General features: G+C 71.3%; 21 protein-coding genes. 13 read left to right on the forward strand and 8 right to left on the reverse strand.

What is annotated here, in order from left to right; all coding sequences use genetic code 11:
- Nucleotides 1-26: 26 nt before the first annotated feature.
- Both BT341_RS14815 and BT341_RS14820 read left to right on the forward strand, forming a co-directional pair.
- Nucleotides 27-575 carry a hypothetical protein gene (locus BT341_RS14815; RefSeq protein ID WP_072476860.1) on the forward strand — a complete coding sequence of 183 codons (549 nt, stop codon included), beginning with the start codon at nt 27-29 and terminating at the stop codon, nt 573-575.
- Entirely contained in the window at nt 572-1,579 is a 1,008-nt protein-coding gene (locus tag BT341_RS14820) for a coiled-coil domain-containing protein (RefSeq protein ID WP_072476861.1), read from the forward strand. The genes BT341_RS14815 and BT341_RS14820 overlap by 4 nt, the downstream gene beginning before the upstream one ends.
- Nucleotides 1,580-1,628: 49 nt before the next feature.
- Here BT341_RS14820 and BT341_RS14825 read toward each other — a convergent pair whose 3' ends face one another.
- From BT341_RS14825 to BT341_RS14850, 6 genes are all read right to left on the reverse strand, one after another.
- Nucleotides 1,629-2,138, reverse strand: coding sequence for a putative immunity protein (locus tag BT341_RS14825; protein ID WP_072476862.1), 510 nt, complete (start codon nt 2,136-2,138; stop codon nt 1,629-1,631).
- Between the two features lie 38 nt (nt 2,139-2,176).
- A complete protein-coding gene (locus tag BT341_RS14830) occupies nt 2,177-3,322 on the reverse strand; it encodes an NAD(P)/FAD-dependent oxidoreductase (protein ID WP_072476863.1) in 1,146 nt (381 codons plus the stop codon).
- Entirely contained in the window at nt 3,319-3,639 is a 321-nt protein-coding gene (locus BT341_RS14835) for a bifunctional 3-phenylpropionate/cinnamic acid dioxygenase ferredoxin subunit (protein WP_072476864.1), read from the reverse strand. The genes BT341_RS14830 and BT341_RS14835 overlap by 4 nt, the downstream gene beginning before the upstream one ends.
- A gap of 186 nt (nt 3,640-3,825) precedes the next feature.
- On the reverse strand, nt 3,826-5,496 hold the full coding sequence (gene betA, locus BT341_RS14840; RefSeq protein WP_072476865.1) for a choline dehydrogenase: 1,671 nt from the start codon (nt 5,494-5,496) through the stop codon (nt 3,826-3,828).
- A gap of 10 nt (nt 5,497-5,506) precedes the next feature.
- The gene (locus BT341_RS14845; RefSeq protein ID WP_072476866.1) at nt 5,507-7,075 is read right to left on the reverse strand and encodes an amino acid permease; all 1,569 of its coding nucleotides are present in this window, start codon (nt 7,073-7,075) and stop codon (nt 5,507-5,509) included.
- Nucleotides 7,076-7,186: 111 nt separating this feature from the next.
- Nucleotides 7,187-8,653 carry an aldehyde dehydrogenase family protein gene (locus BT341_RS14850; RefSeq protein WP_072476867.1) on the reverse strand — a complete coding sequence of 489 codons (1,467 nt, stop codon included), beginning with the start codon at nt 8,651-8,653 and terminating at the stop codon, nt 7,187-7,189.
- A 94-nt stretch (nt 8,654-8,747) separates the two neighbouring features.
- Between BT341_RS14850 and BT341_RS14855 the strand changes: the two genes are divergently transcribed.
- Both BT341_RS14855 and BT341_RS14860 read left to right on the forward strand, forming a co-directional pair.
- On the forward strand, nt 8,748-9,326 hold the full coding sequence (locus BT341_RS14855) for a TetR/AcrR family transcriptional regulator (RefSeq protein WP_072476868.1): 579 nt from the start codon (nt 8,748-8,750) through the stop codon (nt 9,324-9,326).
- Nucleotides 9,327-9,455: 129 nt separating this feature from the next.
- Nucleotides 9,456-10,577, forward strand: a complete 1,122-nt coding sequence (locus BT341_RS14860) for an aromatic ring-hydroxylating oxygenase subunit alpha (protein ID WP_072476869.1) — start codon at nt 9,456-9,458, stop codon at nt 10,575-10,577.
- Here BT341_RS14860 and BT341_RS14865 read toward each other — a convergent pair.
- Entirely contained in the window at nt 10,574-11,221 is a 648-nt protein-coding gene (locus BT341_RS14865) for a GntR family transcriptional regulator (RefSeq protein WP_072476870.1), read from the reverse strand. The genes BT341_RS14860 and BT341_RS14865 overlap by 4 nt on opposite strands.
- Before the next feature lie 57 nt (nt 11,222-11,278).
- Between BT341_RS14865 and glyA the strand changes: the two genes are divergently transcribed.
- The 8 genes from glyA (at nt 11,279) to BT341_RS14905 (ending at nt 21,765) form a co-directional block, all read left to right on the forward strand.
- Entirely contained in the window at nt 11,279-12,553 is a 1,275-nt protein-coding gene (gene glyA / locus BT341_RS14870; RefSeq protein ID WP_072476871.1) for a serine hydroxymethyltransferase, read from the forward strand.
- Complete coding sequence (locus BT341_RS14875) at nt 12,550-13,764, forward strand: sarcosine oxidase subunit beta family protein (RefSeq protein ID WP_072476872.1); 1,215 nt, start codon at nt 12,550-12,552, stop codon at nt 13,762-13,764. Before glyA ends, BT341_RS14875 begins: the two co-directional genes overlap by 4 nt.
- Nucleotides 13,765-13,773: 9 nt before the next feature.
- Nucleotides 13,774-14,052, forward strand: coding sequence for a sarcosine oxidase subunit delta (locus BT341_RS14880; RefSeq protein ID WP_072476873.1), 279 nt, complete (start codon nt 13,774-13,776; stop codon nt 14,050-14,052).
- Nucleotides 14,049-16,586 carry a 2Fe-2S iron-sulfur cluster-binding protein gene (locus BT341_RS14885; RefSeq protein ID WP_072476874.1) on the forward strand — a complete coding sequence of 846 codons (2,538 nt, stop codon included), beginning with the start codon at nt 14,049-14,051 and terminating at the stop codon, nt 16,584-16,586. The genes BT341_RS14880 and BT341_RS14885 overlap by 4 nt, the downstream gene beginning before the upstream one ends.
- Nucleotides 16,576-17,052: a sarcosine oxidase subunit gamma gene (locus BT341_RS14890; RefSeq protein ID WP_072476875.1), complete on the forward strand. Its 477-nt coding sequence runs from the start codon at nt 16,576-16,578 to the stop codon at nt 17,050-17,052. Before BT341_RS14885 ends, BT341_RS14890 begins: the two co-directional genes overlap by 11 nt.
- Nucleotides 17,049-17,891, forward strand: coding sequence for a formyltetrahydrofolate deformylase (gene purU / locus BT341_RS14895; RefSeq protein WP_072476876.1), 843 nt, complete (start codon nt 17,049-17,051; stop codon nt 17,889-17,891). The genes BT341_RS14890 and purU overlap by 4 nt, the downstream gene beginning before the upstream one ends.
- Before the next feature lie 9 nt (nt 17,892-17,900).
- The gene (locus BT341_RS14900; RefSeq protein ID WP_072476877.1) at nt 17,901-20,336 is read left to right on the forward strand and encodes a GcvT family protein; all 2,436 of its coding nucleotides are present in this window, start codon (nt 17,901-17,903) and stop codon (nt 20,334-20,336) included.
- A gap of 154 nt (nt 20,337-20,490) precedes the next feature.
- Nucleotides 20,491-21,765 carry a S1C family serine protease gene (locus tag BT341_RS14905; protein ID WP_072476878.1) on the forward strand — a complete coding sequence of 425 codons (1,275 nt, stop codon included), beginning with the start codon at nt 20,491-20,493 and terminating at the stop codon, nt 21,763-21,765.
- 76 nt (nt 21,766-21,841) lie between these two features.
- Here BT341_RS14905 and BT341_RS14910 read toward each other — a convergent pair whose 3' ends face one another.
- The gene (locus tag BT341_RS14910; RefSeq protein WP_072481953.1) at nt 21,842-22,216 is read right to left on the reverse strand and encodes a MarR family winged helix-turn-helix transcriptional regulator; all 375 of its coding nucleotides are present in this window, start codon (nt 22,214-22,216) and stop codon (nt 21,842-21,844) included.
- 86 nt (nt 22,217-22,302) lie between these two features.
- Between BT341_RS14910 and BT341_RS14915 the strand changes: the two genes are divergently transcribed.
- Nucleotides 22,303-23,760, forward strand: a complete 1,458-nt coding sequence (locus tag BT341_RS14915; protein WP_072476879.1) for an MFS transporter — start codon at nt 22,303-22,305, stop codon at nt 23,758-23,760.
- The last annotated feature ends 4 nt before the right edge of the window (nt 23,761-23,764 follow it).

The raw sequence follows: 23,764 nt of genomic DNA on the forward strand, positions 1-23,764 counted from the left end.
CCGGTCCTGGCACTTACAGTGTTCGCGTGACGACTCCGGCCCAGCACGACCGCGACCTGGCGGAGGGGCGCGTCGCCCGGCTCAAGCAGGACCTGCGGGACGGGCTGGCGACCCCGCCCGCCGACGCCGGGGAGATGGACCGCCTCGTCGCGGCGGCCCACCGGCTGCTCGACGCCGAGCTGGCGTTCGACGAGGCGAAGCGCCGGCTCGCCGATGCCGAGCTGGAGGCCCGGCACGCGGCGACGCAGCGCGCGGTCGTGTACTTCGCGGCCGCGCCGGTGCTGGTGCCGCTGGTCGCCGGGGCGCTGGTGCTGTTCGAGGTGCTCTCGCCGGTCTGGCTGCTCGCGCTCGTCCCGCTGTTCGCCGCTGGCCTGTGGCTCGGCTTCGGGCCGGTGCGGCGGGCCGGCGCCGTCATCCGCGAGCGGACGCGGGCGGCGTGGGCGGGCAGCGGCACGGCCGGGTGCCTGGCACTGGCGCTGTTCCCGTGGCCGGGGTCGGTCGTCGGCACGATCCTGACGGCGGCCGGGATCGCGGGCACGGGCGCGCTGCTGTGGCGGGAAAGCCGGATCCCGTGAGCCACGGCTACGCGACCTACGGCGACGATCCCGAGTTCGACGACGGCGGCTACCCGGAGCCGGTCGACCCGACGCGGCGTGACCTCGACGAGCTGTTCGCGGCGGTCGACGGGCTGCGGACCGCCGTCGAGGAGGCCGACGACCGCGACCGCGGGCTGCGGCTGGAGTTCGCCGATCTGGCCGATCGGCTGGAGCGCGGCGAGGCCCAGCGCGGGCAGGACCGGATTGACCGGCTCGGCCGGCAGCTGGAGCGGCTGCAGCAGCAGGTCCAGGCGCTGGAGCGCGCGGTGCGCGTGGCCGACGGCGTGCCACGGGCCGATCTCGACGACGTCGGCGCGGAGACGCGGGCGCTCGCGGCCCAGGCGGCGCGCTGGGACGACCTGCACAAGGAGCTGGTCACGAAGGAGCAGCGGGCCAGGTACGAAGAGGAGATCACGCGGCTCGATTCGGTGCGCGCGGCTCTTGCCCGGTGCGACGCCGACCTGCTGGCGGTCATCGCGGTCCTGGCGTCGACCGACCGCGGCTCCCGCGCCCGCGGGGACGCGGAGTCGTCGCTGCGCGCGTTGTCGACCCGGCGCCGGACGCTGCTCGACGAGGAGATCCCGGCGGCGGTGGAAGCGGCGGAGCAGGCGCGGCTGGCGTTGCGCGAAGCGGACGCGGTCGAGGCGCGGGTGCTGCCGCAGCTGGAACGGGCGGAACGCGCGTGGCACGACCTGCAGGTGCGGCTGCGGACCCGGATCACCGACGCACTGGGCTCGAACGCGCTGCTGCCGGCGTGGTTCGGCAACGCGCTGGGAGTGGCCCCGCCGTCGGGCACCTCGGGCGACGCGTGGATCCGCACGGCGGCGTCGGTGCTGGCCTACCGGGTGACGTTCGGGATCACGGACCCGGCGCTGCCGCTGGGCGCGCCGGCCCCGGAGGACGCGGACCCGGCAGGCGTTCCGGAGCGCCGCTGGACCTGGCGGGCCCGCCTGGAGTCGGACCTGGACGACCTGGCGCTTTAGCCTCGGTGCAAGTGGTCGTGACTGTGAAACAGGGCCGGAACGCTGTTTCTCACTCACGACCGGCGCGGAGGGCGGACTCGAGCCGGCGGTGCAGTTCGCCGGGGCGGGTGCGGCCGGGGTTGCCGGGTGGGAAGCGCCGCAGGAGGCCGGACACCTCCGGTGGCGCCTGGGCGACCGCCCAGCGGATCTCCGCCTCCGCGTCACCGCCCGCCAGCTCGCGCGCCAACGCCGCCTGCTGGGCCGGGCCCACGATGTGCTTGACCTGGTGCGGCGACTCGATCGGGTGGAGATACGCCGCACCGGCCGCGCCCACCGCCGCCCGCGCGGCCGCCGACGCGGCCGGGTCCTGCGCCGAGCCGGCTGCCTTCAGCGCCGCCCAGGCCGCCGTCCGCAGCACCTTCGTGCGCGGCCCGCCGGACGCGAACGCCCGTGCGGCCGCGACCGCGTCCCGTGGACGAGGATCGCCGGGTACCCGGGCTTCGTACAGCGGCAGGACCCGGGCCGCGCAGTCGGCGGCCCAGCCCGTCAGGACGCGCAGTTCGTCTTCGGCCAGCTCCATGTGGGTGAAGCGTATCGTTGAACCGCCGGTTGAGGCTTTCAGACGACGGCGGTGCGCCGCAGGGCCTGCCGGCGCAGGCGGTTGAACAGCTTCGCGTTGTTCAACGCGAACACGCCCACCGTCTCCCCGCCGCGCTGGAACGTCGCCACGAACGAGGAGTCCGACGGGCCGCCGTCGACGAACGACAGCACGTCGTCCGGCCGCGGGTGACCCGCGAGCTGCAACGTCCCCGCGTACTGGTCCGACCAGACGTACCCGCTGGGCGTGTACGTGCGCGTAGTCCGGCCCGCCAGCAGGTTCGCCACCGCGACCGGGGCCTGCTCCGACGCGTTCGTCCAGTGCTCGTGCCGCCGTCCCGCCCCGTCGGCGTGGTACCGCGCCACGTCGCCCACCGCCACGACCTGCGGCAGGTCCGTGACGAGCCCGGCGTCGGTGTGGACGCCGTCGCCGACCTTCAAACCCGAGCCGGCCAGCCAGTCCGTCATCGGTGTCATGCCGACGCCCGCGACGACCACGTCGGCCGGGACGAGGGAACCGTCGGCCAGGTGCACCCCGGCGGCGTCCACGCCCGCGACCGACACCCCGCAGCGCAGGTCCGTTCCGTGGTCGGCGTGCAGCCGGGCGCAGACCGCCGCCAGTTCCGGGCCCAGCACCGGGGCCAGCGGGGCGGGCAGCGCCTCCAGCACCGTGACGTCGAGCCCCAGCGAGCGGCACGTCGAGGCCACCTCCGCGCCGATGAACCCGGCCCCGACGATCGCCACGCGGACTCCGGGCACCAGGGCGGCGCGCAGCGCCAGCGCGTCGTCGACCGTCCGCAGCGTGTGGACGCCTTCGGCACCCGGCAGCGTGCGCGCCCGGCCGCCGGTGGCGATGACGACGCCGTCCGCGTGCACCGAGCCGCCGTCCGAGAGGACGACCCGCCGGTTGGCCGGCTCCAGCGCCGTGGCGCGCACGCCGAGCCGGAAGTCCAGTGCCAGCGACGCCAGGTCGCCCGCGTCGAGCAGGTCCAGCGACTCACGCGAAGCCGTCCCGGCGAGAAAGCCCTTCGACAGCGGCGGCCGGTCGTAGGGCAGGTGCGCTTCGGAGCCGATCAGCACGATGCCGCCGTCGTAGCCCTGCGCCCGCAGCTCCTGCGCCGCGCGAACCCCGGCGAGCGACGCGCCGACGATCGCGACCCGCTTCACGCGGCGTCCTCGCCGGCCGTGGCCTCGATGTAGATCACGCCGTCGTCGACGACGACGGGGTACGTGCGCACCGGGTCCTTCGCCGGCAGGCACGTCGGCATGCCGGTGCGCAGGTCGAACAGCGCGGCGTGCAGCGGGCACTCGACGAAGCAGCCTTCGAGCCAGCCGTCGGCCAGGGAAGCGTCCTGGTGGGTGCACGTGTCACCGATGGCGTACAGCTCGCCGTCCTCGGTGTGGAACACCGCGATCGCGGGCGGCCCGGGGACGCGGACGGACTCACCGGGGGGCAGCTCGTCCACCGTGCACGCGCGAATCATGACGCCTCCGGGATAAAAGTTGCGCATTGGGGAACATCGACTGCGATACGCAACAAGTCTGAGTCCGGTGCCGACCTCAGTCAAGGGGATACGCGCGGGTAGTTTCCGTTGCCGCACAACGGAGAAACCGGACACGCCGGAGAGCCCGTGCCGGGGATGGTGGCACGGGCGCTCCGGCGTGGCGGCTCACTTCGCGGCGGTGGGGTCCCCGTGCCGGTAGAACGGCAGCTTGATCGGCGCCAGCGGGGTGTTGCCGAGGATCAGGTCGGCGGCCTTCTCGGCGGTCATCATCACCGGCGCGTAGATGTTGCCGTTGGTGATGTAGGGCATGACCGACGCGTCGACCACGCGCAGGCCCTCGGTGCCGTGCACCCGCATGGTCTGCGGGTCGACGACGGACTTCTCGTCCACGCCCATCCTGGCGGTGCACGACGGGTGCAGCGCGGTCTCGGCGTCCTTGGCGACCCAGTCGAGGATCTCCTCGTCGGTCTCCACGCGAGGTCCCGGCGAGATCTCCCCGCCGTTGTAGGGGTCCAGGGCCGACTGGTTGAGGATCTTCCGCGCCACCCGCACCGCTTCGACCCATTCGCGGCGGTCGTTCTCGGTCGAGAGGTAGTTGAACTTGATCGCCGGGTGCTGCCGCGGGTCGGTCGAGGTGATCTTCACCGAGCCGCGCGTGTCGGCGTACATCGGGCCGACGTGCACCTGGTAGCCGTGCCCTTCCGTGGGTGCCGAGCCGTCGTAGCGGATCGCCACCGGCAGGAAGTGGAACATCAGGTTCGGGTACTTCACCTCGTCGTTGGACCGGACGAACCCGCCGCCCTCGAAGTGGTTGGTGGCGGCGGGCCCGGACCGCAGGAACAGCCACTGCGCGCCGATCCAGGGCCGCTTCCACTTCGCCAGCGACGGCTGCATCGACACCGGTTGCTGGCAGGCGTACTGGATGTACACCTCCAGGTGGTCCTGCAGGTTCTCGCCGACGCCCGGCAGGTCCTTGACGACGTCGATGCCGAGCTTCTCCAGCTCGGCCGCGTTGCCGACGCCGGACAGCTGCAGCAGCTGCGGGGTGTTGATGGCGCCGCCGCAGAGGATGATCTCCTTGCCGTACACCTCCTCCGGCACCTTACGGCCCTGCGCGTACTCGACGCCGACCGCGCGGGTGCCGTCGAACAGGATCTGCGACACGAACGCGTGCGTTTTCACGGTCAGGTTGGGCCGGTGCAGGACCGGGTGCAGGTACGCGCGTGCGGCCGAGAGCCGCCGCCCGTTGCGGACGTTCCGGTCGAACGGCGCGAACCCTTCCTGCCGGTAGCCGTTGACGTCGTCGGTGCGCGGGTAGCCCGCCTGCTCGGCCGCGTCGAAGAAGGCCTGGAACAGCGGGTTCGACGCGGGGCCGCGCTCCAGCTCCAGCGGGCCGTCGTGGCCGCGCCACTTGCCGTCGGGCGGGTCGGCGAGGCAGTTTTCCATGCGCTGGAAGTACGGCAGGCAGTGCGCGTAGTCCCAAGTGGACATCCCGGGGTCGGCGCCCCAGCGTTCGTAGTCCATCGGGTTGCCGCGCTGGAAGATCATCCCGTTGATGCTCGACGACCCGCCGAGCACCTTGCCGCGCGCGTGGTAGACGCGACGGCGGTTCATGAACGGCTCGGGTTCGCTGCGGTAGCCCCAGTCGTAGAACTTCGACCCGATCGGGAACGTCAGCGCGGCCGGCATGTGGATGAAGACGTCCCACTTGTAGTCCGACCGGCCCGCTTCCAGGACGAGGACCTTGTTCGCCGGGTCGGCCGAGAGCCGGTTCGCCAGCGCGCAGCCCGCCGAGCCACCGCCGACGATGACGAAGTCGTAGGTTTCGGAACTCATCGCGTCCTCCTCAGCCCGGCAGGGAATCCGGGGCGTTGTCGGGCATGTGCTCGGGGCTCGTGTGCGCCGAACCCCACGTGCGCCGCCGGACGTACAGCATCGTCGCGCCGACGGCCGCGATCAGCCCGGTGACGATCAGGGCGCCCCACTGGAAGTACCAGTGGTCTGCGCCGTAGACCTCGGCGCGCGGCCAGATCAGGTTGATCGTCATGGCGGCGCCGTAGAGCACCGCGACCAGGTTCACCAGCGTGCCCCAGCGGCCCAGCTTGAAGTACGGGCCGTGCTCCGGGCGCGGCCAGTGCCCGCGCAGGCGGCGCACCAGCATCGGCCCGGTGACCATCAGGTACGGGATGTAGAACAGGATGATCGCGGTCGAGGTCAGGATGAAGAACGCCCGCTGGTTGCCGAGGTTGATCAGCAGCACCACGATCGTCAGGCCGCCGGTGAGCAGGGCCGGCAGCACCGGCGTCTTCGACCGCGGCGACACCTTCGCCATCGCGCGGCTGAACGGCAGGCGGCCGTCGCGGGCCATCGCCCAGGTCATCCGGATCGCCGCGGTCTGCACGGCGAGGCAGCAGACGGTGATCGCGATCGCCGAGCAGATCAGGAACGCGTCGCCGAGCCCCTCGCCGAGGGTGCTCTTCAGCAAGTACGGCATGCCGGACGTGCTCAGCTCCTGAGCGTCCAGGTTGCCGACGGCCATCATGCCGAACAGCATGATCAGCCCGCCGACGACGAACGCCGCGGTCAGCGCCCGCAGGATCGCCCGCGGGGCGTGCCGGCGCGGCTGGGTGGTCTCCTCGGCCAGTGAACCCGCGGTGTCGAAGCCGTAGAAGACGTACGCGCTCATCAGCGACGCGACCAGGAACGCGCCGAGGTAGCCCCACGACTGGCCGTTGCCCGTGCCGTGGGTGTCGAAGACGAGGCCGGGGCCGCGCTTGATGTGGATCGCCAGCGCGATCACGAGCAGGATGCTGGCGCCCAGCTCGACCGCGACCCCGAAGTTGTTGATCTTGGCCATCAGCTTGACGCCGATGATGTTGACGATCGTGGCGAACACGACCAGCACCAGCGCGAGGATGATGGCGTTCTGCGCCCCGCCGGGGGTCGACGTCAGGCCCGCGTCGGAGTCGCTGCCGACGATCTGGAACGCCGTCGACACCTGCGGCAGGATGATCTGGTAGGCGACCGCGACGGCCGCCGCGGTGACGATCGCGCCGATGATCATGATCCAGCCGGCCAGCCACGACGTCACCGGCTTCGCGATCTGCTTGGCCCACTGGTAGACCGAACCGGCGAGCGGGAACTGCCCGGCCAGCTCGGCGAAGCAGAGCGCGACGGCGAACTGGCCGATGAAGACCAGCGGCCACGTCCAGATGAAGGCCGGGCCCCCCGACCCGAAGCCGAAGAAGAAGAGCTGGAACACGCCGGTCAGGATCGAGATGTAGCTGAACCCGGCGGCGAAGCTGGAGAACGACCCGAGCGAACGCTCGAGTTCCTGGCGGTAGCCGAACTTTTCCAGTTCGGAGGAGTCGTCGGCAGCAGGCCCCCCGCCCGCCGGTATTTCCTGAGTGGTCATCGCGTGCGTCCTCACGTGGTGGGGGAAGGGAGCTTGTCAGTGAAGCTGGTCCAGCCGTCGCCCGCCGCGTGACATTCGCGAAGACCGGCGGCGGGCTGACCGGAACGAGCTTCAGCCCTTGAACCAGTGCTGCGGAACGGGATCGATGTTCTGGTAGACGTGCTTGCTTTCCTGGTACTCCGCGAGCCCGGACGGTCCCAGCTCGCGGCCGATGCCGGACCGGCCGAACCCGCCCCACTCCGCCTGCGGCAGGTAGGGGTGGTAGTCGTTGATCCACACGGTGCCGTGGCGCAGGGCCCCGGCGACCCGCTGGGCGCGGGACGCGTCCGACGTCCACACGGCCCCGGCGAGCCCGTACTCGGTGTCGTTGGCCAACCTGATCGCGTCGGCCTCGTCGGTGAAGCGTTCCACGGTGACGACCGGGCCGAAGACCTCTTCCCGGACGACCGCCATGTCCCTCGTGCAGCCGGAAAACACGGTTGGCCGCAGGAAGAAACCGCTTTCGTACTCGGGCCCGTCCGGGCGCTTGCCGCCGGCGCGGAGCGTGGCGCCCTCCGCGAGAGCGCTTTCGATGTAGCTCTCGACCTTGGCACGGTGCTGCGCGGAGACGAGCGGGCCCGTCTCGGTCGCGGGGTCGAGGCCGTTGCCGACGCGGATCCGGTCGGCGCGCGCGGCGAGGTCCGCGACGAACCGGTCGTGGATGCCGTCCTGGACGATCAGCCGCGCGCCCGCCGAGCAGACCTGTCCCGAGTGGACGAACGCGGCCATCAGCGCGTAGTCGAGCGCCGTGTCGTAGTCGGCGTCGTCGAACACCACGTTCGGGTTCTTGCCGCCGAGTTCGAGGGCCACCCGGCGGACACCCTTCGCCGCCGCCGTCATGATCTTCTCGCCGGTCGCGTAACCGCCGGTGAAGGAGACCAGGTCGACGCCCGGGTGCTCGACCATCGCCGCACCGACCCGCCCGTCGCCGAGCAGGAGGTTGACGACGCCGTCCGGCGCGCCGGCCTCTTCCAGCAGGGCGACGAGCTTGATCGTGGTCAGCGGCGTGACTTCGCTCGGCTTGAGCACGACGGTGTTGCCCGCGGCCAGCGCGGGCGCGACCTTCCACGACATCTGCAGCAGCGGGTAGTTCCACGGCGCGATCAGCGCGCAGACGCCGACCGGCTCGTGCACGATCCGGCTGACGACGGTCGCGCTGCCCGCGTCGACCAGGCGGCCGGCGTCCTTGTCGGCGAGGTCGGCGTAGTAGCGGAAGACGTTCGTCACGTCGTCGACGTCGATGCGGCCTTCGTCCAGCGTCTTGCCGGTGTCGAGGGTCTCGGTGCGGGCCAGCTCCTCGCGGTCGCGGACCAGGAGGCCGGCCACCTTGCGCAGCAGCCCGGCGCGTCCGGCGGCGGTCGTGCGGCGCCACGGGCCTTCGTCGAAGGCCCGGCGGGCGGCTCTGACGGCCGCTTCGACCTCCTCGCGGCCCGCCTCGGCGACCGTCGCGATGACTTCGCCGGTGGCGGGATTCAGCACGTCGGAGCTGGTTCCGCCGGCTGCGTCGGTCCAGATCCCGTCGATGTGGAGGTCCTTCACTCGCCGCCCCTTCCCGGATCGGTAGTGGCTGCTCGGCGCGTTGAGTGCGTACATTTGTACGCGAATCATGTACAGATGTCCACAAGGGGGATAGATGGCGAAGAGCGAACCCGGCGCGACGCGGCGCCGTGGCCCGAACGACCCCGAGCGGCGGGCGCGGATCGCCAAGGCGGCGATCGAAGTGGTCGCCCAGCGGGGCATCGACGGGCTCACCCACCGCGCGGTCGCCGCGGCGGCGGGGGTCCCGCTCGGCTCGACGACCTACCACTTCGCGACCCTCGACGACCTGCTGGAAGTCGCGCTGCACGAGGCCGCCGAGCGGAACGTCCACGCGCTGAAGGAGTGGGAGGCCGCGCTCCCGCCGGACGCCGACTTCGCCGCGGCGCTCGCCGACCTGGTGATGGGCTACATCAGCGAGCAGTACCGGGACACCGTCGTCGAGTACGACCTGTACGTCGCGGCCCTGCACCGCCCCCGGCTGCGCAAGGCGAGCGCGGCGTGGGACGAGGCGCTGACCGAGCTGTACGGCCTGCGCACGGACCCGCTCACCGGCCGGCTCCTGGCGGGCCTGTTCTGCGGGCTGCTCATGCAGGCGGCCCTGGCTGATCCCCGCCCGACCCGGGCGGAGATCGAAACACTGTTCCGGCGGGCGATCGACGGCCCGGCGGCGTGAATCCCGTGTGGTCACGGAAAAAGGCGGGTTGACAGGCGGTCGGGACGGCAGTCACTCTGTTCCGGAGTGAGCAACATGACGCGTTCTGCGCAACTACTCCCGTCCTGATCCGCGGAGAGGACCACGCCGGTGACCACAACCGATCTGCCGCCGAGCCTGCTCGCCACGCTGCCCGGCTCCGCCTACACCGATCCGGCGGTCTTCGCGCTGGAGCAGGCGAAGATCTTCGAGGCCGACTGGTTCTGCGCCGTGCGCAGCGCCGACCTGGCGGCGCCCGGTTCGTACGAAACCGTCCAGATCGGCAAGGAAAGCGTCCTCGTCGCGCGCGGCCGGGACGGGCGGCTCAACGCCTTCCTCAACGTCTGCCGCCACCGCGGCGCGCGGCTGTGCACTGCCGAAACCGGTACCGTGAAGCGGGCGTTCCAGTGCCCGTACCACGCCTGGACGTACGGGCTCGACGGCAAGCTCGTCGCCGCGCCCAACCTCACCGGCATGCCGGACATCGACCGCGTCGAGTTCGGCCTCACCCGGCTGCACCTGCGTGAGTGGCTCGGGTACGCCTGGGTCTGCCTGGCCGGTGAGCCGCCGTCGTTCGAAGACACCGTGATCGGCGCGGTCACCGAACGCCTCGGCGGGCCGGGCGAGATCGACGCCTACGGCATCGACGGCCTCGCGCTCGGCAAGCGCATCGAGTACGACGTGAAGGCGAACTGGAAGCAGATTATCGAAAACTTCATGGAGTGCTACCACTGCGCGACGATCCACCCGGAGCTGACCGAGGTGCTGCCGGAGTTCGCCGGCGGTTACGCCGCGCAGTACTACGTCGGCCACGGCGCCGAGTTCGGCAGCGACATCAAGGGCTTCACCGTCGACGGCAGCGAAGGCGTCGACCGGCTGCCCGGGGTCACCGAGGCGCAGGACCGCCGTTACTACGCCATCACCATCAAGCCGCAGGTGTTCGTCAACCTCGTCCCGGACCACGTGATCTTCCACCGGATGTTCCCGCTGGCCCCCGACCGGACGCTGGTGCGCTGCGACTGGCTCTACCTGCCCGGGGTCGTCGAGTCGGGCAAGGACCTGTCCCGCTCGGTCGAGCTGTTCCACCGCGTCAACCTGCAGGACTTCGAGGCGTGCGAACGCTGCCAGCTCGCGATGGACTCGCGCTCGTACGCCAACGGCGGGGTGCTCGTGCCCAGCGAGCACCACATCGGCGCGTTCCACGACTGGGTCCGCGCGCGGCTGGCGGTCTAGATCAACGCCCGGATGGCGGCCTCGAAGCCGGTGACGTGCTCCAGCGTGAGGGCGGCGGCCTTCTCGGCGTCGCCCTCGATGATCGCGGTGAGGAGCGGGACGTGCTCGTCGACGTGGCCGGCCATCCCCGCGAGCCGGGGCACGAACACGCACCAGATCCGGGTCGCCAGGTTGTCGTACCGGATCAGCGTGTCCTCCAGGAACGGGTTGTGCACGCAGCGGTAGATCGCCCGGTGCAGGGCGAGGTCCGTGCGCAGCAGCTCGGCGTTGTCCCCGGCGGGGACACCGGCGTCGAGCTGCGCGCGCAGCCCGGTGAGGGTCGCCCGGTCGGCCGCGGTCGCGCGCTCGGCCGCGGCGGCCGTCGCCATCGGCTCCAGCGTCCGCCGCACCTCGGAGATGTGCGCGAGGTCGGAGATGTTGACGTCGGTGGCGAACGTCCCGCGCCGCGGGTACGCGACGACCAGCCGTTCGGACTCGAGGCGTTTGAGCGCCTCGCGGATCGGCGTGCGGCCCATGCCGAGCGTCGTGCCCAGCTCCTCTTCGTTGATGGGGGAGCCCGGTGGGATGTCGAGCATGACCAGGCGGTCGCGGACGAAGAGGTACGCCTGTTCCGCCAGGGACGGGGGATTGACCGGTGGATGCACGCCGCTTAGCCTACATCGACGATTGATATATCAGAAGTCGACCACGGAAGGTTCGCGATGACCGCGACGATCGACTCAGTCCTCAACCGGTCCCTGGCCGACTTCGACCCGGCGGTGGCCGAAGCGATCGGCGCCGAGCTGCACCGCCAGCGGTCGACGCTGGAGATGATCGCCAGCGAGAACTTCGCGCCGCTGTCGGTGCTGCAGGCGCAGGGCTCGGTGCTGACCAACAAGTACGCCGAGGGCTACCCCGGTCGTCGCTACTACGGCGGCTGCGAGCACGTCGACGTCCTGGAACAGCTGGCCATCGACCGCGTCAAGGCGCTGTTCGGCGCGGAGTTCGCCAACGTCCAGCCGCACTCGGGCGCGCAGGCCAACGCCGCCGCGATGGCCGCGCTGCTCAAGCCCGGTGACAAGATCCTCGGCCTGTCGCTCGCCCACGGCGGCCACCTGACGCACGGCATGCGGATCAACTTCTCCGGCCTGCTCTACGACGTCGCCGCCTACGAGGTGTCCGAAAAGGACTACCGCGTCGACATGGCCGAGGTCGAGCGGCTGGCGAAGGAGCACCGGCCGAAGCTGATCATCGCCGGCTGGTCGGCCTATCCGCGGCACCTGGACTTCGCGCGGTTCCGCGAGATCGCCGACGAAGTGGGCGCCTGCCTCATGGTCGACATGGCGCACTTCGCCGGGCTGGTCGCCGCGGGGCTGCACCCGTCGCCGGTCCCGCACGCGCACGTCACGACGACCACCACGCACAAGACGCTCGGCGGCCCGCGTGGTGGCGTGGTGCTCACCGACGACCCCGCGCTGGCCAAGAAGGTCAACTCGGCCGTGTTCCCCGGCCAGCAGGGCGGCCCGCTCGAACACGTCATCGCCGCCAAGGCCGTCGCGTTCAAGATGGCGGGCGAACCGGAGTTCGCCGAACGCCAGCAGCGGACGCTGCGCGGCGCGAAGCTCCTCGCCGAGCGGCTGCTGGCCGAGGCACGGATCTCCGTGCTGACCGGCGGCACCGACGTCCACCTCGTGCTCGTCGACCTGCGCGACTCCGAGCTGGACGGCAAGCAGGCCGAGGACCGCCTCCACGAAGTCGGCATCACCGTCAACCGCAACGCCGTGCCGTTCGACCCGCGCCCGCCGATGGTCACCTCCGGCCTGCGGATCGGCACGCCGGCGCTGGCCGCCCGGGGGTTCGGCGACGCCGAGTTCCGCGAGGCGGCCGACGTCATCGCCGAGACGCTGCGGCCCGGCTTCGACGCCGAAAAGCTCGGCACGCGCGTCACGGCGCTCGCCGGGAAGTTCCCGCTCTACCCGTCGGAGGTGGCCCGATGACCGACCTGCCGGAACACCCGGACTTCCTCTGGGACAACCCCGACCCCCGCCCGTCCTACGACGTCGTCGTGGTCGGCGGCGGCGGGCACGGCCTCGCCACCGCGTACTACCTGGCCAAGGTGCACGGCATCACCGACGTGGCCGTGCTCGAAAAGGGCTGGCTCGCCGGCGGCAACATGGCCCGCAACACGACGATCATCCGCTCCAACTACCTCTGGGACGAAAGCTCCGGCATCTACGAGCACTCCCTCAAGCTGTGGGAAGGGCTGGAAGACGACCTCGGCTACCCGATCCTGTTCAGCCAGCGCGGGGTGCTGAACCTCGCGCACAGCCTGCAGGACGTCCGCGACAGCGTCCGCCGGGTCGAGGCCAACAAGCTCAACGGCATCGACGCCGAGTGGGTGGACGCCGACGGCGTCAAGGAGATCTGCCCGATCGTCAACACCTCCCCGGACGTCCGCTACCCCGTGCTCGGCGCGACCTTCCAGCCGCGCGCGGGCATCGCGAAGCACGACTACGTCGCGTGGGGCTTCGCCCGGGCCGCGAACGCGCTGGGCGTCGACCTCGTCCAGAACTGCGAGGTCACCGGCATCACCACGGCGAACGGACGCGTCACCGGCGTCGAGACGTCGCGGGGCCGGATCGCCGCGGGCAAGGTCGCGCTGTGCGCCGCCGGCCACACGTCCGTGCTCGCGAAGATGGTGGGCCTTGACCTGCCGCTCACGTCGCATCCGCTGCAGGCGCTCGTGTCGGAGCTGCTCGAACCGGTCCATCCCACGGTCGTCATGTCGAACGCCGTGCACGTCTACGTCTCGCAGGCGCACAAGGGCGAACTCGTGATGGGCGCCGGCATCGACAGCTACAACGGCTACGGGCAGCGCGGCTCGTTCCACGTCATCGAGCAGCAGATGGCGGCCGCGCTGGAGCTGTTCCCGGTGTTCGCGCGGGCACACCTGCTGCGGACGTGGGCGGGCATCGTCGACACGAGCCCGGACGCGTCCCCGATCATCGGCCTCACCCCGGTCGAGAACCTGTTCCTCAACTGCGGCTGGGGGACCGGTGGCTTCAAGGCCACTCCCGGTGTCGGCGACGTCTACGCCGACACCATCGCTCGCGGGAAGCCGCACGAGTACGCCGAGCCGTTCGGCCTCGACCGGTTCACCACCGGTGCCCTCGTCGACGAGCACGGCGCCGCCGCCGTCGCGCACTAGGAGATTCCGATGCAGCTGATCCCCTGCCCGTGGTGCGGGCCACGCGAGGAAGCCGAGTTCCACTACGGCGGCCAGGCGCACGTCGCCTACCCGCCGGACCCGTCGGCGCTGCCGGACGAGGAGTGGGCGAAGTTCGTCTTCTTCCGCGAGAACCCGAGCGGTCCGTTCGCCGAGCGGTGGAGCCACTCCGCGGGCTGCCGCCGGTGGTTCAACGCCGTCCGCGACACGCGCACCCACGACCTCCTGGCGGTCTACCGCCTCGACGAGCCCCGGCCGGTGATCCCGTGACCCGACTGTCCGGCGTCCCGCTCAAGTTCACCTTCGACGGCCGCGAGCTGACCGGTTTCCTCGGCGACACCCTGGCTTCCGCGCTGCTCGCCAACGGCATCCACCAGGTCGCGACCAGCGTCAAGCACGGCAGGCCGCGCGGCATCCTGGGGGCGGGCGTCGAGGACCCGAACGCACTGGTGCAGATCGAAAAGCCGTTCCCCGAGCCGATGCTGAGCGCGACGACCGTCGAGTTGTACGACGGCCTGGAAGCACGTGGCCTGCGCGGCCGGGGCCGGCTGGCCGCCGAGCCCGACCGGGCGCGGTACGACGCCAAGCACGCCCACTGCGACGTCCTGGTCATCGGTGCCGGACCGGCCGGCCGCGCCGCCGCCGCGTCGGCCGAAGGGCGGGTGCTCCTGATCGACGACCAGCCTGACGGCGAGGCGCCCGAAGGCGTCCGGTTCCTTTCGCGCACGACGGCGTTCGGCGTCTACGACGACGGTTTCGTGCTCGCCCTCGAGCGCCGAGGCGAACCCGCGGCCCCCGAGCGCGTTTCGCGGCAGCGGGTCTGGCGGATCCGGGCGAAGCGGATCGTCATCGCCACCGGCGCCCACGAACGGCCGATCGTCTTCCCGGACAACGACCGCCCCGGCATCATGCTGGCTTCGGCTGCCCGCACGTACCTGAACCGCTACGGTGTCCTGGCCGGGCGGCGCGTGGTCGTGTTCACCACCAACGACTCCGCGTTGGACGCCGCCGCCGATCTGGCGGAGGCCGGGGCCGAGATCGTGCGGATCGTCGATGCCCGCGAGGGGTACGGAGTCATCGGCACCGACGGCGGCTCCCACGTCACGGCCGCCCACGTGGCGAAACTGGGCGAGCTGCGGGGGGAGCGGGTCGAGTGCGACCTGCTGCTCGTGTCCGGCGGCTGGAACCCGGCCGTGCACCTGTACAGCCAGGCCCGCGGCACCCTCCGGTACGCGCCGGAACTCGGGGCGTACGTCCCCGCCGGGGACCTGCCGAACGTGACCGTCGTCGGCGCCGCGGCGGGCGAAGGGCTGCCGGAGACGAAGGTGCTCTGGCAGGTGCCCGCCCCGGAGTCCGAAGTGGACACGCGGTTCGTCGACCTGCAGCGCGACGCGACCGTGTCGGACGTCCTGCGCGCCACCGGCGCCGGGCTGCGGTCGCTCGAGCACGTCAAGCGGTACACGACCATCGGGACCGCGCACGACCAGGGCAAGACGTCCGGCATGCTCGCCGCCGGCATCACGGCCGAAGCCCTCGGCGTCGGCCTCGCCGACCGCCGGCCGACGACGTTCCGGCCGCCGTACACCCCCGTGTCGTTCGCCGCCCTGGCCGGGCGGAACCGCGGTGAGCTGCACGATCCCGTGCGCGTCACCACGATCCACCCGTGGCACGTCGAGCACGGTGCCGTGTTCGAGAACGTCGGCCAGTGGAAGCGGCCGTGGTACTACCCGCGGCCCGGCGAGTCGATGGCCGACGCCGTCCGGCGTGAATGCCGGGCGGCCCGCAACGACGTCGCCGTGATGGACGGGTCCACCCTCGGCAAGATCGACGTGCAGGGCCGGGACGCCGGCTGGTTCCTCGACATGCTCTACACGAACATGATGAGCACGCTGAAGCCCGGCCGGATCCGCTACGGCGTGATGTGCGGCGTCGACGGGATGGTGATCGACGACGGCACGGTCATCCGGGTCGCCGAGGACCGGTTCCTGGTCACGACCACCACCGGCAACGCGGCGAAGATCCTCGACTGGATGGAGGAGTGGCTCCAGACGGAGTGGCCGCACCTCGACGTGTTCGCCACGTCGGTCACCGAGCACTGGGCCACGATCCCCCTCGTCGGCCCGCGCTCACGGGAGGTGCTCGGCCGCCTCGCGCCGGGCCTCGACGTCTCCAACGAGGCCTTCGGATTCATGACCTGGCAGGACGCCGAGGTCGCCGGGATCCCGGCGCGGGTCTGCCGGATCAGCTTCTCCGGCGAGCTGGCTTACGAGATCAACGTCCCGTCGTGGCACGGGCCCGTGCTCTGGCAGTCCATAGTGGACGAGGGTGCCACGCCGTACGGCACCGAGACCATGCACGTCCTGCGCGCCGAGAAGGGCTACCCGATCATCGGCCAGGACACCGACGGCACGGTCACCCCGCAGGACCTCGGGATGTCGTGGGCGGTGTCGAAGAAGAAGGCCGACTTCATCGGCAAACGCTCCTTCGCCCGCGCGGAGAACAACCGGCCGGACCGCAAGCACCTGGTCGGCCTGCTGCCGCTCGATCCGGCGGTGCTGCTGCCGGAAGGTTCGCAGATCATCGAATCGGAGACGCTGCCGGAACCGCCGGTGCGGATGCTCGGCCACGTCACCTCCAGCTACGACAGCGCCGCCCTCGGCCGGACGTTCGCGCTGGCCCTCGTCCGCTCGGGCCGCGAGCGGATCGGCGAGACGCTGTACGTCCCGGTCGGCGACGAGGTGGTCCCGGTGACCGTGACCGACTCCGTGCTCTTCGACAAGGAAGGAGCCCGCCGTGACGGTTGACGTGACCGAAGAACCGTTCCGCACGCAACTCACCGTGCGCCTCCGGGACGGGCGTGCCCTGCTCGGCGTCGAGCTGCCGACGCCGTGCACGTTCGTCAGCGGCGACGGCGTCGACATCCTGTGGATGGGCCCGGACGAGTACCTGGTGCTCGCCGAGCCCGGCCGTCAGGCCGAGCTGGAAGCCGGGCTCCGGGCGGACGGCGCGGCGGCGGTCGTCGACGTCTCGGCCCAGCGCAAGGTCTTCCGGCTCACCGGGTCGTACGCGGCCGACGTGCTGGCCCACGGCTGCTCGATCGACCTGGACCCGGCCGTGTCGCCGCCGGGCACGTGCGTCCAGACGCTTCTCGCGCGCACCGGGATCGTGCTCATGGTCCGGGAAGACGGTTTCACGATCCTCGTCCGCCAGTCGTTCTCGGACTACTTCACGGCCTGGCTGGCCGACGCGAGCCTGGAGTACGTGCCATGACCTTCACCTTGACGCTCAAGTGCCCGGAACGCTCGGGCATCGTGCACGCCGTCACCACGTTCCTGGTCGGGCAGGGCTGCGACATCGTCGAGCACCAGCAGTTCGACGACGACGTGCGCGGCTCGCTGTTCCTGCGCACGTCGTTCACCTGCGCCCGGGCGGCCACAGTGGACGATCTGACCCGCGCGTTCGCCCCGGTGGCCGGCGACTTCGCCATGGAGTTCGAGTTCTCCGACGGGACGCCGCCGCGGATCCTCGTCATGGTCTCGAAGTTCGGGCACTGCCTCAACGACCTGCTCTTCCGCTGGCGGGCGGGCAGTCTCGGCGCCGAGATCGCGCTGGTCGTGTCCAACCACGAGGACCTGCGGCCGATGGCCGAGGCGGCCGGGGTGCCGTTCGCGCACGTCCCGGTCACGCCGGAGACCAAGCCGGACGCCGAGCAGCGCCTGCTCGACCTGGTCGGGGAGCACGAAGCGGACCTGGTCGTGCTCGCCCGGTACATGCAGGTGCTGTCGAACGAGCTGTGCCAGAAGCTCGAAGGCCGCGCGATCAACATCCACCACTCGTTCCTGCCCGGGTTCAAGGGCGCCAAGCCCTACCACCAGGCCTACGACCGTGGCGTCAAGTACGTCGGCGCGACCGCGCACTACGTGACGCCCGACCTCGACGAGGGCCCGATCATCGAGCAGGAGGTCCAGCGCGTCGACCACACGTACTCGCCGCGCGAGCTGGTGACCGTCGGCCGCGACGCCGAAGCCCTCGCCCTGTCCCGCGCGGTGCGCTGGCACTGCGAACACCGCGTCCTGCTCAACGGCAACAGCACGGTCGTCTTCCGTTAGGAGTCCGCCATGACCGCACCCCGCGTAGTGATCATCGGCGCCGGCATCGTCGGCGCGAACCTGGCCGACGAGCTGACGGCCCGCGGCTGGACCGACGTGACCGTGCTCGACCGCGGCCCGCTGCCGCGCACCGGCGGGTCCACCTCGCACGCGCCCGGGCTGGTGTTCCAGACCAACGCGTCCAAGGCGATGACGGACTTCGCCCGCTACACCGTCGAGAAGTTCCTGGAGCTGGACTGCTTCCGCCAGGTCGGCGGCATGGAGGTCGCGACCACGCCGGCCCGCTGGGAAGACCTCAAGCGCAAGCACGGCTGGGCGACGTCGTGGGGGGTCTCCGGCTCGCTCATCGACGCCGAAGAGTGCGTCCGGCGGTGGCCGTTGCTCGACGGCTCGCGGGTGTTCGGCGCGCTGTACGTCCCGACCGACGGTCTCGCCCGGGCCGCGAAGGCCGTCGAGGTGCTGATCTCGCGCTCCACCGGGCGCGGCGCGCGGTTCGTCGGGGCCACCAAGGTCACCGACGTCCTCCAGGAGGGTGGCCGCGTCACCGGCGTCCGGACCGACCAGGGTGACTTCCCGGCCGACGTCGTCGTCTCGTGCGCCGGGTTCTGGGGCCGCGAGATCGGCGCCATGGTGGGGATGGACGTCCCGCTGTTGCCGCTGGCGCACCAGTACGCCAAGACCGGGCAGGTCGCCGAACTCGTCGGGCGCAACACCGAAGAGACCGAGGCGAGCCTGCCGATCCTGCGGCACCAGGACCAGGACCTGTACTTCCGGGAGCACGTCGACCGGCTCGGGATCGGGTCCTACGCGCACCGCCCGATGCCCGTCGAGGAGTCCACCCTGGACCCGGCGGTGACCGGGACGGCCATGCCGTCGATGCTGCCCTTCACCGAGGACGACTTCGCGCCGTCGTGGGAGCAGAGCAAGCTGCTGCTGCCCGCGTTGCGGCAGACGAAGGTCGAGGAGGGCTTCAACGGCATCTTCTCGTTCACCCCGGACGGCCAGTCGCTCGTCGGCGAGTCCGCCGACGTCCGCGGGTTCTGGCTGGCCGAGGCGATCTGGGTGACGCACTCCGCGGGCATCGCGAAGGCGGTCGCGGAACTGCTGGTGTCCGGGCACTCCGAAGTCGACGTGCACGAGATCGACGTGCACCGCTTCGAGGACGTCCAGCTGGCACCGTCCTATGTGCACGAGACGGCGCAGCAGAACTTCGTCGAGGTCTACGACATCCTGCACCCGTTGCAGCCCAAGCTTTCCCCGCGTGACCTGCGGGTCACGCCGTTCCACGCGCGGCAGCGCGAGCTGGGCGCGGTGTTCCTGGAGGCGGGCGGCTGGGAGCGGCCGCACTGGTTCGAGGCCAACGCGCCGCTGCTGAAGAAGCTGCCGCACGACTGGCTGCCGCCGGCGCGGGACGCGTGGTCGGCGCAGTTCCACTCGCCGATCGCGGCCGCCGAGGCGTGGCACACGCGCCACGGCGTCGCGCTGTACGACATGACGCCGCTGAAGCGGGTCGAGATCAGCGGACCGGGGTCGCTCGAATTCCTGCAGTCGTTGACGACCAACCAGCTCGACAAGTCGGTGGGGTCGGTGACGTACACGCTGATGCTCGACAACGCCGGTGGCGTCCGCAGCGATGTCACCGTGGCGCGGCTGGAGCGGGAGGTGTTCCAGGTCGGCATCAACGGCAACATCGACGTCGACCACTTCGTCAAGCACGCGCCGCCGGGGGTCCGCGTCCGGGACGTCACCGGCGGGACGTGCTGCATCGGTGTGTGGGGCCCGCTCGCGCGGGACCTCGTGCAGCCACTGTCGCGCGAGGACTTCTCGCACGAGGGGCTCAAGTACTTCCGGGCGCGCAAGGCCCGGATCGCGGGAGTCCCGGTCGTCGCGATGCGACTGTCCTATGTGGGCGAACTGGGCTGGGAGATCTACACCGGTGCCGACAACGGCCTCCGGTTGTGGGACGCGCTGTGGGCGGCCGGTCGTGGTCTCGGTGTCGTCGCGGCGGGACGGGCGGCGTTCAACAGCCTGCGGCTGGAGAAGGGCTACCGGCTGTGGGGCACCGACATGACCACCGAGCACGACCCGTACGAGGCCGGCCTGGCGTTCGCGGTGCGTCCGGCCAAGGGGCCGTTCGTGGGCCGGGACGCCATCGAGGGCCGCAGCGAGGAAACGGCGTCGCGGCGGCTGCGGTGCCTGACGGTCGACGACGGCCGGACGGTCGTGCTCGGCAAGGAACCGGTGTTCGTCGACGGCGTCGCGGCGGGCTACGTCACCAGTGCCGCGTACGGCTACACGGTGGGCCGGCCGATCGCCTACGCGTGGCTGCCGGGATCGGTGGAGATCGGCCGCGGTGTGGAGATCGAGTACTTCGGGCGCCGGGTCGCGACCACGGTGGCCGCCGAACCGCTGGTGGATCCCGGCATGGCGCGGATCCGGCGGTGACCGGGGCCCGGCCGACGTAACATGGATCACGTGGGCAGGTCCGGCGCGCTCGCCCGGGGTATCCACAGCAAGTCCATGGGACCGCGCCAGGAAATTCTCAGGATCGGGGCGTTTCCTGGAAGGGCCGGAGGCTTGTCGAGGGCTGGAGCTGGGCATGAGCGAGTACGACCGGGGACCGCACGGCGGCGGGGAGTACCCGTACGGCTATGGCCAGGGCCACTACCGGCAGCCGCCGCCCTACGAGCCGCCCCGTGACCAGTGGGGGCGGCCGTACGATCCCTACACGCAGCCGTTCTACGGCTACCCGCAGCCCGGCTACCAGCCGCCGCCCAAGCGGCGTACGTCGCTGCCCCTGGTGTTCGGGATCGTCGCGGTGGTGTTCGGGCTGGGCGTCTGGCGGTACATCCAATCGTCGGACCCTTCGATGGAGGGCGGCGGGAACCAGAACTTCGGCTTCTCCGGGCCGCCCAGCACGTCCCAGACGGTGCTCGACGCCGCCGCCGTGACCGCGAAGGTCAGCCCGGCCATCGTCAACATCACCACCGAGCTGGGCCTGCAGGGCGCGGCCGCGGCGGGCACCGGCATCGTGCTCACCCCGGACGGCGAGGTGCTGACGAACAACCACGTCGTCGCGGGGGCGACGAGCATCAAGGCGACCAGCATCGGCACCGGCGAGACGTACCAGGCGTCCGTGATCGGCTACGACCGCAGCGAGGACATCGCGGTCATCCGGCTCGAGGACGCGTCCGGCCTGCCGGCCGCGACGATCGGCGACTCGTCGTCGGTCAAGGTCGGCGACCAGATCCTCGGCCTCGGCAACGCCGGCGGCCGCGGCGGCGACCCGGTGCCCGCGCCGGGCACGGTCGCGGCGCTGGACCAGTCGATCACCGCGTCGGACGAGTCCAGCGGCTCGTCCGAGCAGCTGACCGGGCTGATCCAGGTCCATGCGGACATCGAGTCCGGCGACTCGGGCGGCCCGCTGGTCAACGCGGACGCGCAGGTGGTCGGCGTGGACACGGCGGCGTCCACCGGCTACCAGCTGAACGGCCGCCGCAGCGGCGCGGGCGGCGAGGGGTTCGCGATCCCGATCAACCAGGCCGTCGACATCGCGCACAAGATCGTGGCGGGCGCGGCGACGGACAAGATCCACATCGGCAAGACGGCGTTCATCGGCGTCTCGGTGTCGGACGCCCCGGGCCAGGGAGCCCGGGTCAGCGAGGTGGTCCCGCGAGGCCCGGCCCAGCGGGCTGGCGTGACGCCGCGCGAAGTGATCACGGCGGTCGACGGCAAGCCGATCGATTCGGCGACGACGTTGACGGCGGTGATGGACACTCACCATCCGGGTGACGAGTTGACCCTGACGGTGTCGGACGCCTCGGGCGGGCAGCAGCAGGTGAAGGTGACGGCCGCCGAGGGGCCGGTCGGCTGAGGTCAGCGCGGGTTCTTCGGCGCTCGGCAGCGCGTCCGCTGCGGCGGCCCGGCCGCCGCGGAAAGCCCGGCTGAGGTCAGCGCAGGACTTCGTTGAGCACTTCGCGATGCGTCTGCTTCGCCGCCTGGTAGCGCTCGCGGCCCGCGTCGGTGAGCGTCACGAAGATGCCGCGCCGGTCCATCTCGCACAGGGCGCGCTCGACCAGGCCCTCCTTCTCGAGGCGGGCGACCAGCCGTGACGTGGCGCTCTGGCTCAGGTGGACCGCCTCCGTCAGGTCGGCCGACCGGCACTTGAAGTCGCAGGTCGCGAGGCGTTCCAGTGCTTCGAACTCGTTCGCGCCGATGCCGTGGCGCTCCTGCAGGCGGCACTCCAGCGTGCTGAACACGGCCGAGTAGCGCGCCAGCAGCTCGTGCCACTCCTGCACCAGGCCCTGCTCGGCGACGTCGCTCACGACGGCCAACTTACCATGCGCGAGCATCAGATGCAAATACATTAAATGCGTGGACATTAGATGCGTGTGCATGTACTGTCGCCGCCATGAGCTCTTCCGTGTCCTTGTCCACCACCTCGACCCGGTGGGACGCACGTCTCTGGGGTGTCCTGCTCACCGTTTCGATCGTCATCGGTCTCGACGCGCTCGACGTGTCGATGGTCGGGGTCGCGCTCCCCGCCATCCAGGCCGACCTCGGCCTGTCCACCAGCGCGCTGCAATGGGTCGTCAGCGGCTACGTCCTCGGCTACGGCGGGCTGCTGCTCCTCGGCGGCCGCACCGCCGACCTGCTGGGCCGCCGCCGCGTGTTCCTCGTCGCCGTCGCGGTCTTCGCGCTCGCCTCGCTCCTCGGCGGGCTCGTCGACGACGGCGCGCTGCTCATCGCGAGCCGCTTCGTCAAGGGCCTGGCCGCCGCGTTCACCGCGCCGGCCGCGCTGTCCATCATCACCACGACGTTCCAGGAGGGCCCGGCCCGCAACAAGGCGATCAGCATCTTCGCCGTGTTCGGCGCCAGCGGGTACTCCGCCGGTCTCGTGTTCTCCGGCCTGCTGACCGAGGTCGGCTGGCGCTGGACGTTCCTGCTGCCCGCGCCGATCGCGCTCGTCGCGCTGGTCGCGGCGTGGCGGCTGATCCCGTCGTACCAGCGGGAAGAGGGCCGCGGGTACGACTTCCCGGGCGCCATCACCGGCGCCGCCGGGTCGCTGCTGCTGGTGTTCGGCGTCGTCGAGGCGCCGGAGGTGGGCTGGGCCGCGCCGCGCACGCTCATCACGTTCGTGGTCGCCCTGGCCCTGCTCGTGACGTTCGTGGTCATCGAAAAGCGCAGCAGCCACCCGCTGCTGCGGCTGGGGATCCTCCGCTCGGGCCCGCTGGCCCGCGCCAACCTCGGCGGCGCGCTGTTCTTCGGCGCGTACATCGGGTTCCAGTTCGTCGTGATGCTGTACCTGCAGCGGGTCCTGGGCTGGTCCGCGCTGCAGACCGCGCTCGGCTTCCTGCCGGCGGCGCTGATCGTTGCGTTCGGCTCGCCGCGGATCGAGCCGCTGATCGACCGCGTCGGCACGCCCCGCACGATCTTCGCGGGCGTGGTCGCGCACGTCATCGGCTACGCGCTGTTCCTGCGCATCGACGAGCACTCGGGCTACGCGGGCAGCGTCCTGCCCAGCATGATCCTGCTCGGCATCGGCTTCACGCTGGCGTTCTCCTCGCTGAACATCCAGGCCACGAACGGGATTTCGGACAGCGAGCAGGGGCTGGCGGGCGGCCTGCTGAACACGTCACTGCAGGTCGGCGGCGCGATCGGGCTGGCGGTGGTGACGGCGGTCCTGACCGCCAACGGCGGCCGCGAAGCCTCACCGGCCGCGCTGCTCACCGGTCTGACACCGGCGTTGAGCGTGGTCACCGGCATCGCGGTGCTGGGCCTGTTGATCGCCATCAGCGGCCTGGCCGCCCGCAAGAAGCCGGCGGTGGAGCCGGTCGCGGAAGCGGACCTGCTCGCCCTCGCCGACTGAGCAA

This window comes from Amycolatopsis australiensis, from assembly GCF_900119165.1.
Lineage (GTDB): Bacteria > Actinomycetota > Actinomycetes > Mycobacteriales > Pseudonocardiaceae > Amycolatopsis > Amycolatopsis australiensis.

Coding starts and splice junctions, on each gene's coding strand:
- BT341_RS14825 (WP_072476862.1), bottom strand. CDS start 2,138: ATGGAGCTGGCCGAAGACGAACTGCGCGTCCTGACGGGCTGGGCCGCC.
- BT341_RS14835 (WP_072476864.1), bottom strand. CDS start 3,639: ATGATTCGCGCGTGCACGGTGGACGAGCTGCCCCCCGGTGAGTCCGTC.
- betA (WP_072476865.1), bottom strand. CDS start 5,496: ATGAGTTCCGAAACCTACGACTTCGTCATCGTCGGCGGTGGCTCGGCG.
- BT341_RS14845 (WP_072476866.1), bottom strand. CDS start 7,075: ATGACCACTCAGGAAATACCGGCGGGCGGGGGGCCTGCTGCCGACGAC.
- BT341_RS14855 (WP_072476868.1), top strand. CDS start 8,748: ATGGCGAAGAGCGAACCCGGCGCGACGCGGCGCCGTGGCCCGAACGAC.
- glyA (WP_072476871.1), top strand. CDS start 11,279: ATGACCGCGACGATCGACTCAGTCCTCAACCGGTCCCTGGCCGACTTC.
- BT341_RS14875 (WP_072476872.1), top strand. CDS start 12,550: ATGACCGACCTGCCGGAACACCCGGACTTCCTCTGGGACAACCCCGAC.
- BT341_RS14880 (WP_072476873.1), top strand. CDS start 13,774: ATGCAGCTGATCCCCTGCCCGTGGTGCGGGCCACGCGAGGAAGCCGAG.
- purU (WP_072476876.1), top strand. CDS start 17,049: ATGACCTTCACCTTGACGCTCAAGTGCCCGGAACGCTCGGGCATCGTG.
- BT341_RS14900 (WP_072476877.1), top strand. CDS start 17,901: ATGACCGCACCCCGCGTAGTGATCATCGGCGCCGGCATCGTCGGCGCG.
- BT341_RS14905 (WP_072476878.1), top strand. CDS start 20,491: ATGAGCGAGTACGACCGGGGACCGCACGGCGGCGGGGAGTACCCGTAC.
- BT341_RS14915 (WP_072476879.1), top strand. CDS start 22,303: ATGAGCTCTTCCGTGTCCTTGTCCACCACCTCGACCCGGTGGGACGCA.